This is a genomic window from Streptomyces kryoterrae (assembly GCF_054072135.1).
The window spans coordinates 3,976,385-3,990,105 of sequence record NZ_CM133358.1; the positions used below are offsets into that span (position 1 = coordinate 3,976,385).

The 13,721-nt window shown below is 68.9% G+C and carries 7 protein-coding genes and 1 pseudogene; 3 read left to right on the forward strand and 5 right to left on the reverse strand.

The genetic code is table 11. From position 1 onward, the window contains the following. Positions 1 to 85: 85 nt before the first annotated feature. The 4 genes and pseudogenes from ACW4TU_RS16885 to ACW4TU_RS16900 all read right to left on the reverse strand — a co-directional run bounded on the left by ACW4TU_RS16885 (position 86) and on the right by ACW4TU_RS16900 (position 7,437). The gene (locus ACW4TU_RS16885) at positions 86 to 5,050 is read right to left on the reverse strand and encodes an NAD-glutamate dehydrogenase (RefSeq protein WP_457428643.1); all 4,965 of its coding nucleotides are present in this window, start codon (positions 5,048 to 5,050) and stop codon (positions 86 to 88) included. A 746-nt stretch (positions 5,051 to 5,796) separates the two neighbouring features. Then, positions 5,797 to 5,970, reverse strand: a pseudogene (locus ACW4TU_RS16890) (LuxR C-terminal-related transcriptional regulator); the annotation flags it as partial. 79 nt (positions 5,971 to 6,049) lie between these two features. Then, entirely contained in the window at positions 6,050 to 6,715 is a 666-nt protein-coding gene (locus ACW4TU_RS16895) for an HAD family hydrolase (RefSeq protein ID WP_457428644.1), read from the reverse strand. A gap of 206 nt (positions 6,716 to 6,921) precedes the next feature. After that, the gene (locus ACW4TU_RS16900; RefSeq protein WP_457428645.1) at positions 6,922 to 7,437 is read right to left on the reverse strand and encodes a DUF6912 family protein; all 516 of its coding nucleotides are present in this window, start codon (positions 7,435 to 7,437) and stop codon (positions 6,922 to 6,924) included. A 362-nt stretch (positions 7,438 to 7,799) separates the two neighbouring features. Between ACW4TU_RS16900 and ACW4TU_RS16905 the strand changes: the two genes are divergently transcribed. Then, positions 7,800 to 8,396 (forward strand): Rv3235 family protein, encoded by a 597-nt coding sequence (locus ACW4TU_RS16905; protein WP_457428646.1) that lies wholly within the window; start codon positions 7,800 to 7,802, stop codon positions 8,394 to 8,396. Positions 8,397 to 8,529: 133 nt separating this feature from the next. Here the strand turns inward: ACW4TU_RS16905 and secA are convergent, their stop codons facing one another. Continuing rightward, positions 8,530 to 11,355 carry a preprotein translocase subunit SecA gene (gene secA / locus ACW4TU_RS16910; protein WP_457428647.1) on the reverse strand — a complete coding sequence of 942 codons (2,826 nt, stop codon included), beginning with the start codon at positions 11,353 to 11,355 and terminating at the stop codon, positions 8,530 to 8,532. 245 nt (positions 11,356 to 11,600) lie between these two features. On the opposite strand from secA, the gene ACW4TU_RS16915 reads away from it, so the two are divergent. Next, positions 11,601 to 12,194: a GNAT family N-acetyltransferase gene (locus ACW4TU_RS16915; protein ID WP_457428648.1), complete on the forward strand. Its 594-nt coding sequence runs from the start codon at positions 11,601 to 11,603 to the stop codon at positions 12,192 to 12,194. A gap of 244 nt (positions 12,195 to 12,438) precedes the next feature. Continuing rightward, a complete protein-coding gene (locus tag ACW4TU_RS16920) occupies positions 12,439 to 13,677 on the forward strand; it encodes a winged helix-turn-helix domain-containing protein (RefSeq protein WP_457428649.1) in 1,239 nt (412 codons plus the stop codon). Positions 13,678 to 13,721: the final 44 nt, after the last annotated feature.

Below are 13,721 nucleotides of genomic sequence, written 5' to 3' on the forward strand. Positions count from 1 at the left end.
TCTGCTTTTCTCTAACAGTTGTCAAGAAAACGAGGGGCGCCCCGAGCCATGCCGGCTCGGGGCGCCCCCTGTACGCGCGTACCGCCTACGAGTGACTCCGCAGCAGCGTCCGCATCGTCCGCATCGCGACCGACAGGTTCGCCAGGTCGAAGGCGTCCGAGCTCTGGATCTCGTCCAGGGTCGTGCGCGCCCGGCCCAGGAGCGCGGTGTTCTTCTCCTCCCACGCCTTGAAGCGCTGCTCGGGCGTCGACGAGCCGTTGCCGACCGCGAGGACGTCCGCCGTGAGGGACGCGTGGGCCGCGTACAGGTCCTCGCGGATGGAGGCGCGGGCCATGGACTGCCAGCGGTCGGCGCGCGGCAGCTCGATGATGCGGTCCATGAGCTGGGTGATGTGGAGGCGGTCGGCGAGGTCGTAGTAGACCTCGGCGACGTCCATCGGGTCACGGCCCATCCTGTCGGCGACCGAGACGATGTCCAGCGTCGGGAAGGCGGACGAGAAGCCCGCGACCCGGGTGGCGAGTTCGTCGGGGACGCCGGCGCCCGTCAGCTCGTCGTAGATCTTCTGGTACCACTCCAGATCCGCGCCGCTCAGCAACCTGGCCAGCTGGGACCAGACCTGGCCGACCCGCTCACCGAAGAACTCGATGGTCTCCGTGAGTTGCACCGGCTGCGGCCGGTTGTTGAGCAGCCAGCGCGTGCCACGCTCGACAAGTCGCCGCGAGTGGAGACGGATCCGGGTCTGGACGGCGGCCTCGACCGTGTTGTCGAGCGCCTCGACCCCGTCCCACACCGCGCCGGAGTTGAAGATCGCGCGAGCCGCGGTCTGCGCCCGCACCACCTCCTCCAGCGAGGCTCCGGTCTCCTCGCGCAGCCGGTGCAGGAAGCTCGTACCGCCCGCGTTGACCGTGTCGTTGACGAGGACCGTCGTGATGATCTCGCGGCGCAGCGCGTGCCCGTCGATCTGCTCGGGGAACTTCTTGCGCAGCGCGCTCGGGAAGTAGGCCTCCAACAGGCGCCGCAGATACGGGTCTTCGGGCAGCGAGGTCTTCAACAGCTCGTCGGCGACCGTGATCTTCGTGTACGCGAGGAGCACGGCCGTCTCCGGACCGGTCAACCCCTGGCCGCCGCTGAGGCGTTCACGGATCTGCCGGTCGGTCGGGAGGAACTCCAGCGCCCGGTCCAGGTGCCCTTCCCGGACCAGATGGCGCATGAAGCGCTGCTGGGCGTGGAGCATGTCCTTGGACTGGGCGAGGGCGTTGGCGATGGCCGTGTTCTGCGCGTAGTTGTTGCGCAGGACGAGCTTGCCGACCTCGTCGGTCATCTGGGCCAGCAGCTTGTTGCGCTGCTTGACCGTCATGTCGCCTTCCACGACAAGGGAGTTGAGCAGGATCTTGATGTTCACCTCGTGGTCGGAGGTGTCCACGCCCGCGCTGTTGTCGATGGCGTCGGTGTTGATCTTCCCGCCGACCTGCGCGAACTCGATCCGCCCGAGCTGGGTGAGCCCGAGGTTGCCGCCCTCGCCGACGACCTGGACGCGCAGGTCGGCGCCGTCGACACGGATGGCGTCGTTGGCCTTGTCACCGACGTCGGCGTGCGACTCCGTACTCGCCTTGACGTACGTGCCGATGCCGCCGTTCCACAGCAGGTCGACCGGTGCCTGGAGGATCGCCTTCATCAGGTCGGCCGGTGTCATCTTGGCGACCTTGGCCTCGATGCCGAGCGCCTCGCGGATGTGCGAGTTGACCGCGATGGCCTTGGCGGAGCGGGGGAAGATGCCGCCCCCGGCGGAGATCAACTGGCTGTCGTAGTCGGCCCAGCTGGACCTCGGCAGCTCGAACAGGCGCCGCCGCTCGGCGTACGAGGTGGCCGCGTCGGGCTTGGGGTCGATGAAGATGTGCCGGTGGTCGAAGGCGGCGACAAGGCGGATGTGCTCGCTCAGCAGCATGCCGTTGCCGAACACGTCACCGCTCATGTCGCCGACACCGACGACGGTGAAGTCCTCGCTCTGGGTGTCGACGCCCAGCTCGCGGAAGTGCCGCTTGACGGACTCCCAGGCGCCGCGCGCGGTGATGCCCATGCCCTTGTGGTCGTACCCGGCCGAGCCGCCCGACGCGAAGGCGTCGCCGAGCCAGAAGTTGTACGCCTGGGCGACCTCGTTGGCGATGTCCGAGAAGGTCGCCGTGCCCTTGTCGGCGGCGACGACGAGATAGGTGTCGTCCTCGTCGTGCCGTACGACGTCGGCGGGCGGCACGACCTCGCCGGCCACCAGGTTGTCGGTGATGTCGAGGAGCGCCGAGATGAAGGTCTTGTAGCTCCTGACCCCCTCGGCGAGCCACGCGTCCCGGTCCACGCCCGGGTCCGGCAGCTGCTTGGCGACGAACCCGCCCTTGGCGCCGACCGGCACGATGACGGTGTTCTTCACCATCTGCGCCTTGACCAGCCCGAGGATCTCGGTACGGAAGTCCTCGCGCCGGTCCGACCAGCGCAGTCCGCCACGCGCGACCTTCCCGAACCGCAGGTGGACGCCTTCCACCTTCGGCGAGTAGACCCAGATCTCGAACGCCGGACGCGGCGCGGGCAGGTCCGGGATGGCCTGCGGGTCGAACTTCATGGAGACGTAGTCGTGCGGCTTGCCGCCCGCGCTCTCCTGGTAGAAGTTCGTCCGGAGGGTCGCCTTGATGACGGTGAGGAACGACCGCAGGATGCGGTCCTCGTCGAGGGAGGCCACCTGGTCGAGGGCCGCGTCCAGCTCCTCCAGCAGGGCGTCGGTCAGCTCGACGCCCGCCCGCTGCCGCTCCGGCGACATCCGCGCCTCGAACAGCGACACCAGCAGCCGGGTGGTGTGGACGTTGTTGCGGAGGGTGTCCTCCATGTAGTCCTGGCTGAACGTGGAACCCGCCTGCCGCAGGTACTTGGCGTACGCCCGCAGCACCAGCGCCTGACGCCAGTCGAGGCCCGCGCTCAGCACCAGCGCGTTGAAACCGTCGTTCTCGGCCTGCCCGGTCCAGGTGGCCGAGAAAGCCTCCTGGAAACGCTCCCGGCCGTCGTCCCCGAGATAATCCCCGCCGCTGCTCAGCGACTTGGGCAGCCGGAGCCCGAAGTCGTAGATCCACGCGGTGGTCCGGTCCGAGCAGCGCAGCTCGTACGGCCGCTCGTCGATCACCTCGACGCCGAGCCGGTTGAGGACGGGGAGCACGGAGGACAGCGAGACGGACTCGCCGGTGCGGTAGATCTTGAAGCGGCGCTCACCTGGCGCGGCGCCCACCGGCTCGTACAGGCTCAGCGCGAAGTTCGTGCCGCCGGCCAGCTTTTCGAGGTGGACGAGGTCGGCGACGGCGGCACGCGGGGTGTGGTCGGCCTTGTAGCCCTCGGGGAAGGCGTTCCCGTACCGGCGCAGCAGTTCGGCGGCGCGCTCCTCGCCGCACTCGGCGCCCAGGGCTTCGCCGAAGCCGTCGGCCCAGGACCGGGCGGCCTCGACGAGCCGCGCCTCGATGCGCTCCTTGTCCTGGTCGGACAGCTGCGGCAGTTCGGTGCCCTGCGGGACCCGGACGACGAAGTGCAGCCGCGACAGGATGGATTCGGTGTTCCAGGCGGTGAAGTCGACGCTGATACCGCCGAGTTCCTCCTTGAGGATGTCGATGATCCGCAGCCGTACGCCGGTGGTGTACCGGTCGCGGGGCAGATAGACGAGCGCGGAGTAGTAGCGCCCGTACTCGTCCTGGCGGAGGTAGAGCCGCAGCCGGCGCCGCTCCTGGAGGTAGAGCACCGAGGTGACGATCGCCCGGAGTTCGTCGGGCGGCGTCTGGAAGATCTCGTCGCGCGGGTAGGTCTCCATGATCTGGAGCAGGTCGCGGCCGTCGTGGCTGTCGGGCGAGAACCCGGCGGCCCGCAGCACCTCGTCGACCTTGCGGCGGACGACGGGCACCCGGCGCACGGACTCGGTGTAGGCGGCGGAGGAGAACAGCCCCAGGAACCGCCGCTCACCGACGACCTCACCGTTCGCGTCGAACTTCTTGACCCCGACGTAGTCGAGATACGACGGCCGGTGCACGGTGGCGCGGCTGTTGGCCTTCGTCAGGACGAGGAGCTTGTGCTCGCGGGCCTTGGCCCGGGCGTCGGCGGGCAGCCGCTCGAAGGACGGGCTGACCGGGTGGCCCTCGTCCTCGGAGTGGTGCGGATCGGCCCGCAGGATGCCCAGGCCGGTCCCGGGCACGGCGGCCAGCGAGTCGTCGCCGCGCAGTTCGTACTCGCGGAAGCCGAGGAAGGTGAAGTGGTCCTGCGCGAGCCAGCGCAGCAGCTCGCGCGCCTCCTCGACGTCCTGGTCGACCAGATCGTCGGCGGTCGGCTCCTTGGGCAGTTCCTCGGCGATGCGCAGCGCGGCGTCGCGCATCTTCTCCCAGTCCTCGACGGCCTCACGGGTGTCGGACAGCACGCGCAGCAGGTCGTTGGTGATCTGCTTCAGGTCGGCACGGTCGGTCTCGCGGTCGATCTCGACGTGGATCCACGACTCGACGTGCGCGTCGTGCGGCAGGTCGACGGCCGCGCTCCCGGTGGCCCGGTCGGGCAGTACCTCGATGAGCCGGCCCGTCAGGTCCCGTCGTACGACGAACTGCGGATGGATGACGAGGTGGATGCCCCGGCTCTGCCGGGACAGTTCGTTGGTGACCGAGTCGACGAGGAAGGGCATGTCGTCGGTCACGACCTCGACGACGGAGTGGCTGGACGTCCAGCCGTTCTCCTCGACGGTCGGGGTGTGCACCCGCACGCTCGCCGTGCCCTGCGGGCGCGTCTCGCCCAGCCGGTAGTGCGAGAAGGCCGCGCCGAACACGTCCACCGGGTCGCGGCCGACGAGGTCCTCCGGGGCGGTGTGCAGGTAGTAGCGCTGGAGGAACGCGAGCACGGTCTCGTGGTCCGGGGTTCCGGGATCTCCGCCGGGCGCGGTTGCACGTGTCGTCCCAGTCGGTAGGTGCCCCCCGACCGGGCTGTTCTCAGCTACCCGGGCGGCCCTCTCGAGCAGCTCGGTCTTGGCTTCGTCCAGCTTGGTCTGCATTGTCCTCTGGCTCCTGTCGCGCGCCGTTGCGTGACGTAGAAGGAAGTACGGTCCCTCTTCCGGCACAACGCCTCGACGCGGGGTCTCCGGTCTGCTCCGACGCTATGCCGCAGGGTGGGAAGAGCGGGGGGTTATCAGCCATTCTCGGCACCCCGGCGGAGTGTGACGCTGCTCTCGCAGGCGCCGGTCCGTGGGATGCGTACGGCGTCCTGGGAACCCTCGGGGTTCCGTCCCGCCCGCGCCGACCAGCGATCGCCACCCGGGCACGGATGTGGTCCGTGCGTTCCGGGCGCAGGGCAGGGGCCATGACGCCCCCGCGACGTATCGCGCTGATCACGCCACCAGGCTATCGCTCATCACGGGGGCCACGTCATGCGCCATTTGTGTACAAAGGCGGGTGGTGAAGTTTGCCGTTCTGCACAGTGGAGAAAAAAGGAGGCCCGGAACGCCCCGAACGGCGACGGCCACCCCACCGACGAAGACAGCCGCCGGGCCTCCGCGTCGCCCGGGGCGAACGGCGGGGTGCCTGCCATGACAGCCACGGGCCGTGGGGATTCTGACCAGCAGTGCCGACACCCGGCCGCTCAGCGGGATCCCCGGGCGACGCACTACGAGCATCGGGCACGACAGCTGCCCGGGGGCTCGAATCCGACGGAGATCGGCATACGGATTCGGCGGCACGGCACGCGAGGACGCGCCTGTGGGTATACGTACGACAGCCTTACGTACACACCATGTCGTTCACGTCACGTTTCCGGCGTCGCCGGCACGACCGGAACGGCCGGCACAACCGGCGGGGCCGGGATCTCGCCGCGGGAGGTGCCGCCCAGCTTGGCGAGGATGTGTTCGACGTGGGCGTCGGCGGTCCTCTTCGAGATGACCAGCCGTTCGGCGATCTCCAGGTGGGACAGGCCCCGGCTCCCGCCCACCACCCATGGCACAGGGTACGTGGACGAACGCGGAGCGTGAACCGGGCGGTGAGGCGGAGCACCGCTACGGCTACGCGGCCAGCCGCTCGGCCTCGGCGACGGCCTCCTCCAGGCTGTCCACCACGGGCACGCCCACCTCTTCGAGGCTGGCCCGGCCATGGGAGCCACCGGTGTAGAGCACGGCCCGCGCACCGACGTGCAGGGCGGCGATCGCGTCGTCGGCCGCGTCCCCGATGACCACCGTGCGCGCCGCCTCGACGCCGGTGAGCGCACCGAGATGGCGCACCATGTGCTCGGCCTTGCTCCCCCCGGAGGGCCCGGTGCGCCCGTCGACACGGACGAAGTGGGGCTCGATCCCGAATCCCCGGACCAGCGGGACGAGATCGGCGTGCCCGTACATGCTCAGGATGGACTGGCTGCGCCCCGCCGACTGCCAACCGGCCAACAGCTCCCGCGCACCCGCGGCCAGCTCACACGCCACCCGGTGCTCCGCGTAGTACCGGTGGAAGATGTCGTCCATGACAGCCCACTCGGCGTCCGTGGGCAACCGCCCGAGCAGCCGCTCGTAGAACCGCGGCACCGGCACGCAGTACAGCGCCCTGTACTGCTCCAGCGTGACGGGCTCCAGCCCCAGCTCGGCGAACGCGGCGTTCGTCGCCCCTATGACGGCATCGGTGTCATGGAACAGCGTCCCGTTCCAGTCCCACACGATGTGCGCCACTCCGTACTTCCCCATACCAAGAAAATACCCCCCACCCCCAGCGCAAGCGGCACCCCTTCGACACCGGCCGGCATCCTCCAGCCCGTTGGGGGTCCCCCCTCTGGGGGAGTTTGAGGACGAGCGCGTTCAGCGCGAAGGGGGGTCTGGGGGCGCAGCCCCCAGGAACGGGACGGGACGGGTAGGGGCGGCGGGGGTGAGAACAACCCACCGCGCACCCCCACTCACCCCAACAGACTCACCAGGGTCGGAATCTCCTGCGTGGCATACCAGAGCAGCTCATGATCCTCCGCCCCGTCCACCGTGAACTGCGCATCGTCATCCCCCCGATCCGCCGCCCCCAAGGCCCCCGCAGCCGCCGCGACATCCCCCTCCGCATCCCCGGAGTCGACGTGCACAGCCGCAACCTTCTTCAACGACAGGGCCCCACCCACCCGCACCTCACCCAGCGCACCCGGATCAAGCCCCCGGTCGGGGTCGGCGACCGCCACCCCGTCCGCGACCTCGACGGCGACGACCACCCGCCGACGCACCACCCCCGGCTCCATCGCCAGCAGCCGCAGGGAAGCGAGCGCGGCCCGGTTCAGCGCCGCGTACTCCAGTTCCTCGATGTCGTCGGACAGATACCACTCACGCAACGCGGGCGTGACGGCGTACGCGACGAACGGCCCCGCCCCCAACTCACCCGTCTTGTACGCCTCGGCAAGGCCCGGGAGGGTCAGAGGGACGTAGACGCGCATGGCTGACCGCTTTCGTAGTAGGCGTTTCCACAACCGGAACCAGCAGGCTCCCCAACCGGAACCAGCGAGCCCTCCCGCACGACCAGGGATGCCCCGGGAAGACCCTCAGGATACGTCGCGGCGTCCCCTTTCGAGTCCCCGCCCAGGCCTCTTAGGGCGTCCACCCGACGCCTCGAAATTCACCCCCACCACCGCCGCCACCAGGCATTTCCTCTCCACGAACCACCCGGATAAGTGAATCTCCGGACCACCCGAACCGCACCCCATCCCTCCTTGCACCCGGCTGATCACTCCCCGTACAAGATCCCCACCAGAAAGTTACCGCCCGGTACCCATCCGGGCCCCAAGAACGGGGACATTCCATGAACAAGGTGATGACGAGGACGGTCCACCGCACCCCGTCCCGCCCGCCGGTACGCCGGGACACCCGCCGCCCCGGCAGCACCCCGCACCGCACCACCCCGGGCGGAGGCACCCCCCGCACGCCCTTCCCCCAAGCCACCACGCCCACCGAAACCCGTCCCGAACCCCGGGTCCCCGCCCAGGGACAGCACCCGGACCCACGCAGGACACCCCCGCACGCCCTCCAGAAGCCCCCGCAGCCGCGCCGAACGCCCCCGCAGCCCCGCCCCACCGACCTCTTCGCCGACCGCCTGCTGGCCGTCCTGAGCGGCGAACGCCCCGTCCACAGCATGCTCCGCCACACCGTGGGCCGCGCCTACGACGAACTGGCCTGGCTCGCGGAACGCGGCCCCCTGCGCACCCGCGGCACCCGCCCCGTCGTCCGTGACGTCGGCTACTACGAGCCCAGCCAAGGCGCTCTGGAGGCTTTCGCACGCATCGGCGCGGGCGACCAGCTCCGCGCGATGGCCTTCCGCCTGGAGCTGGGCCAGGACTTCCGCTGGCGCTGCACGGCGGTGGAACTGGGCGGCCCCCGAAGGCCCCACACGGCGGAGTAGGGCCGGCAGTCCTCCGCGACACTCCGAAGGGCCGGCCACCCTCCATGGATGCCCGGCCCTTCACACAACACGTCACACAGCGACTACCACGCACTCACTGCTGACTGCCGACTGCCGACTGAGTGCTGACTGCTCACTTCTTACGCCGCCGCCCGCTCCGCTGCTGCTTGCGCCGCTCCGCGCGCGTGAGGCCGTCCGCCTCGGACCGCACCTCGTCGTCGTCCCCGACGAAGTCGCCCTCGACGATGCCGCCCTCTCCGTCCACGGTCGGGGCGGAGAAGTGCAGCCGGTCCGGCCGCTGCGGAGCGTCGAGCCCCTTGGCCCGGATCTCGGGCCGGGAACCGGCGCTCGCCTGGGCCGGCACCGAGTCCTCGGCACCCTTGTCCAGGGACGGCGCGGTGTCGGCGACCGGGAGCTCCTCGACCTGCTGCTCGACCTGGACCTCCAGGTTGAACAGGTAGCCGACGGACTCCTCCTTGATGCCCTCCATCATGGCGGTGAACATGTCGAAGCCCTCGCGCTGGTACTCGACCAGCGGGTCCTTCTGCGCCATGGCGCGCAGACCGATGCCCTCCTGGAGGTAGTCCATCTCGTAGAGGTGCTCGCGCCACTTACGGTCGAGGACCGACAGCACGACCCGGCGCTCCAGCTCACGCATGATCTCGGAGCCGAGCTGCTCCTCACGCGACGCGTACTGGTCGTGGATGTCGTCCTTGATCGACTCGGAGATGAACTCGGCGGTCAGCCCGGCACGGTCGCCGGCCGCCTCCTCCAGCTCGTCGACGGTGACCTTCACCGGGTAGAGCTGCTTGAAGGCGCCCCACAGCCGGTCCAGGTCCCATTCCTCGGCAAAGCCATCGGCGGTCTCCGCGGCGATGTACGCGTCGATGGTGTCGTCCATGAAGTGCTGGATCTGCTCGTGCAGGTCCTCGCCCTCCAGGACGCGGCGCCGCTCGCCGTAGATGACCTCGCGCTGCCGGTTGAGGACCTCGTCGTACTTGAGGACGTTCTTGCGGGTCTCGAAGTTCTGCGTCTCGACCTGCGACTGGGCGGAGGCGATGGCACGGGTCACCATCTTGTTCTCGATCGGCACGTCGTCCGGAACGTTCGCCATCGACATGACGCGCTCGACCATCTGGGCCTTGAACAGCCGCATGAGGTCGTCGCCGAGGGAGAGGTAGAACCGCGACTCGCCGGGGTCGCCCTGACGGCCGGAACGACCGCGCAGCTGGTTGTCGATCCGCCGGGACTCGTGCCGCTCGGTGCCGAGGACGTAGAGCCCACCGAGGTCCTTGACCTCCTCGAACTCCGCCTTGACGGCCTTCTCGGCCCGCTCCATGGCGCTCGGCAGGGCCGCGGCCCACTCCTCGATGTGCTCCTCGGGGTCGAGGCCGCGCTGCCGCAGCTCCGCCTCGGCGAGGTCGTCGGGGTTGCCGCCGAGCTTGATGTCCGTACCACGACCGGCCATGTTGGTGGCGACCGTGACGGCTCCCTTGCGGCCGGCCTGGGCGACGATGGTCGCCTCCCGGTCGTGCTGCTTGGCGTTGAGCACCTCGTGCTGGATGCCGCGCTTGGAGAGCTGCTGCGACAGGTACTCGGACTTCTCCACCGAGGTCGTGCCGACGAGGATCGGCTGACCCTTCTCGTGCTTCTCGGCGATGTCGTCGACGACCGCCTCGAACTTCGCGACCTCGGTGCGGTAGATGAGGTCGGACTGGTCCTTGCGGACCATGTCACGGTTGGTCGGGATCGGGACGACACCGAGCTTGTAGATCTGGTGGAACTCCGCGGCCTCGGTCATGGCCGTACCGGTCATGCCGGAGAGCTTTTCGTACAGGCGGAAGAAGTTCTGGAGGGTGATGGTCGCCAGGGTCTGGTTCTCGTCCTTGATGTCCACCCCTTCCTTGGCCTCGATCGCCTGGTGCATGCCCTCGTTGTAACGGCGGCCGGCGAGGATACGGCCGGTGTGCTCGTCGACGATCATGACTTCGCCGTCGATGACGACGTAGTCCTTGTCGTTCTTGAAGAGTTCCTTGGCCTTGATGGCGTTGTTCAGGTAGCCCACCAGCGGCGTGTTCACCGACTCGTACAGGTTGTCGATGCCCAGCCAGTCCTCGACCTTGGCGACACCCGACTCGTGGATGGCGACCGTGCGCTTCTTCTCGTCGACGTCGTAGTCGCCGGTCTCCTCAAGGCCCTTGAGGGGGTTGCCGGTCTCGCCGCGCTTGAGACGGGTGACCAGCTTCGCGAAGTCGCCGTACCACTTGGTGGCCTGGTCGGCCGGGCCGGAGATGATCAGCGGCGTACGGGCCTCGTCGATGAGGATCGAGTCGACCTCGTCGACCACGGCGAAGTTGTGGCCGCGCTGGACGAGTTCGTCCTTCGACCACGCCATGTTGTCGCGCAGGTAGTCGAAGCCGAACTCGTTGTTCGTGCCGTACGTGATGTCGCAGGCGTACTGCTCGCGCCGCTGGGCCGGCGTCATGTTGGCGAGGATGCAGCCGACGCTCAGTCCCAGGAACTTGTGGACGCGGCCCATCATCTCGGAGTCACGCTCGGCCAGGTAGTCGTTGACCGTGATGAGGTGAACACCGTCTCCGGAGAGGGCGTTCAGATAGGTGGGCAGGGTGCCGACCAGGGTCTTGCCCTCACCGGTCTTCATCTCGGCGACATAGCCGAGGTGGAGCGCCGCGCCGCCCATGATCTGCACGTCGTAGTGACGCTGGCCGAGGGCACGCTTGGCCGCCTCGCGCACGGTGGCGAAGGCCTCGGGCAACAGGTCGTCCAGACTCTCACCGTCGGCGTACCGCTGCTTGTACTCATCGGTGAGGGCCCGCAGCTCGGCGTCGGAGAGGTCGACAAAGTCCTCTTCGATGGAGTTGACCTGGTCCGCGATGCGGTGCAGCTTGCGCAGGATTTTGCCTTCGCCTGCACGCATGATCTTTGAGAGGACGGACACGGGGGTTGGTCTCCTTGCCGGTCGGGCCTAGGACGGTCGGTTTTCATTGTCTTGACTGAGCGACGGCCATCGTATGCGAGGACCCCGCCCAGCCGGGAGGCCTGCCGGTAGGACAGCCATAAGGAGAACGGCCGGGAGCCACGGATGGTGCCGTGCCCCACCCATGAATTGCACGAATTGTGATCACGAACTCACGCCTGGCAAAAGGGATGGCGCCCTCATCCTCTCCCGACCAGAATCAGCCGATGGACCCCGTCACCCTCACCACGGCCCGTCTCCTTCTGCGCACGGTCGGCCCCCACGACACGGACGCCGTGTACGCGGCGGTGCAGGACGCAGACATCCAGCGCTGGACGACGATCCCGTCCCCCTACCTTCCCGAGCACGCACACGGCTTCACCTCCCAGCTGGTACCCGACGGCTGGGCGGACGGATCGATGTTCACGTTCGGCGTCTTCCTTCCCGAAAGGGAGGAGTTGGTGGGCATGCTCGCCCTCACCATGCGCTCCCTCGGAGTGAGCGAAGTCGGCTTCTGGGCCGCCAAGGCCCACCGTGGCAACGGCTTTATCACCGAGGCCACCATCACCGCCTCCCGCTGGGCCTTCACCGACATGTCGGTGGACCGCGTGGAATGGCGGGCGGAGGTGGGCAACACGGCATCCCGGGCAACAGCAGAAAAAGCCGGCTTCACCATGGAGGGCACCCTGCGCTCAGCAATCAACAACAAGGGAGTACGCCGCGACTGCTGGGTCGCTTCCCTCCTCCCCTCGGACGTCGGCCTCCCCTCCACGGCCCCGTATCTCCCGCCCCCCAGCATTTCCAGCCCGTCCGGCGACTGAGGAGGAGGCCCGTTCAGCGCGGGCCGTGTTTCCCACCCCCGTCACTCCAGCCCAGGCCCCTCCAGCCGTCTGGGGGTCCCTCCTCTGGGGGAGCTTGAGGACGAGGCCCCTTCAGGGCCGAAGGGGGGTCTGGGGGCGCAGCCCCCAGGAACGGGACGGGTAGGGGCGGCGGGGGCGAGAACAACCACCCCCAAAAACCCCAGCTCACCCGCACTGTCAGTCCCACCCCCTATCGTGCGGAGGCATGACGAGCAGCCCGCCCCACCCCACCCTCCACACCGATCTCTCCGCCGACGAAGCCCGCCGTATCGCCCTACGCGCCCAGGGCTTCCTCGGCACTCCCAACCGCAAGGCAGGCGTCCGCGGCATCCTCCGCCACCTCGGCGCGGTCCAGCTCGACACGATCTCCGTACTCGCCCGCTCCCATGAACTCATCCCGTACGCCCGCCTGGGCGCCATACCCCGCAAGAAAATCGAAGACGCCTACTGGAACCCGGCGCCGCCGACCTCCCGAACCACCCCCACTCTCGACCCCGACCAGAAACCCCACCCCCACGCCTTCGAGTACTGGTCGCACGCCGCCTGCATCCTCCCCGTGGAGGAATGGCCCCACTTCGCCTTCCGCCGCCGCGCCTACCGTTCCCGCCCGCACTGGAACCACGACCTTCCACCCGGCACCTACGAGCAGGTCATCAAACAACTCCGCGCCCAGGGCCCCCTCACCGCGACAGAGTTGGGCGGCGCGAAACGCACCAGTGACTGGTGGGACTGGTCCGGCACCAAGGTCGCCGTCGAACGCGCCCTGATGTACGGCGAGGTGGTGTGCGTGGAGCGCCGAGGCTGGAAGCGGGTGTACGACCTGGCGGAGCGCGCCATCCCGGACACACTGCTGCACGACGAACTGGACGACGCCGAATGCCTGCGCCGTCTGGTCCGTCTGGCGGGCCAGTCCCTGGGCGTCGGCACCCGCGCGGACATCGCCGACTACCACCGTCTCAAGGCTGAACAGGTCGACGCGGTGATCGCGGACTCGGGCCTGGTCCCCGTCACGGTCGAGGGCTGGGGCAAACCGGCCTGGGCCGACCCGGCGGCCCTGGAGACACCCGTACGAGGCCGCCACCGCACGACCCTGCTCTCCCCCTTCGACTCCCTGATCTGGGAACGGGCACGCACAGAACGGATCTTTGGCTTCACCCACCGCCTGGAGGCCTACGTCCCCAAGCCGAAGCGCGTGTACGGCTACTTCGCGATGCCGGTCCTCGCCGGCGGCCACCTCGTCGGCAGGGTGGACCCCGCCCGGGAGGGCAACACCCTGGTGGCCAGGCAGGTCACCCTGAACGGCCCGAAGGCGGTCCCGGCGGTGGCCCAGGCCCTGCTGGAGGCGGCAAGCTGGGTGAACTGCACAAACGTACGAGTGGAACGGATGGACGCCCCGGACCTACGCGCCCCTCTGACAAGGGAACTGGCCCGGTCCCTCACCTGACCCACCGCCGACCGCGCCACCCCCGGCCTCACGCCCCCGACGCA

Coding starts and splice junctions, on each gene's coding strand:
- ACW4TU_RS16920 (WP_457428649.1), top strand. CDS start 12,439: ATGACGAGCAGCCCGCCCCACCCCACCCTCCACACCGATCTCTCCGCC.
- ACW4TU_RS16895 (WP_457428644.1), bottom strand. CDS start 6,715: ATGGGGAAGTACGGAGTGGCGCACATCGTGTGGGACTGGAACGGGACG.
- ACW4TU_RS16905 (WP_457428646.1), top strand. CDS start 7,800: ATGAACAAGGTGATGACGAGGACGGTCCACCGCACCCCGTCCCGCCCG.
- ACW4TU_RS16915 (WP_457428648.1), top strand. CDS start 11,601: ATGGACCCCGTCACCCTCACCACGGCCCGTCTCCTTCTGCGCACGGTC.
- ACW4TU_RS16885 (WP_457428643.1), bottom strand. CDS start 5,050: ATGCAGACCAAGCTGGACGAAGCCAAGACCGAGCTGCTCGAGAGGGCC.
- ACW4TU_RS16900 (WP_457428645.1), bottom strand. CDS start 7,437: ATGCGCGTCTACGTCCCTCTGACCCTCCCGGGCCTTGCCGAGGCGTAC.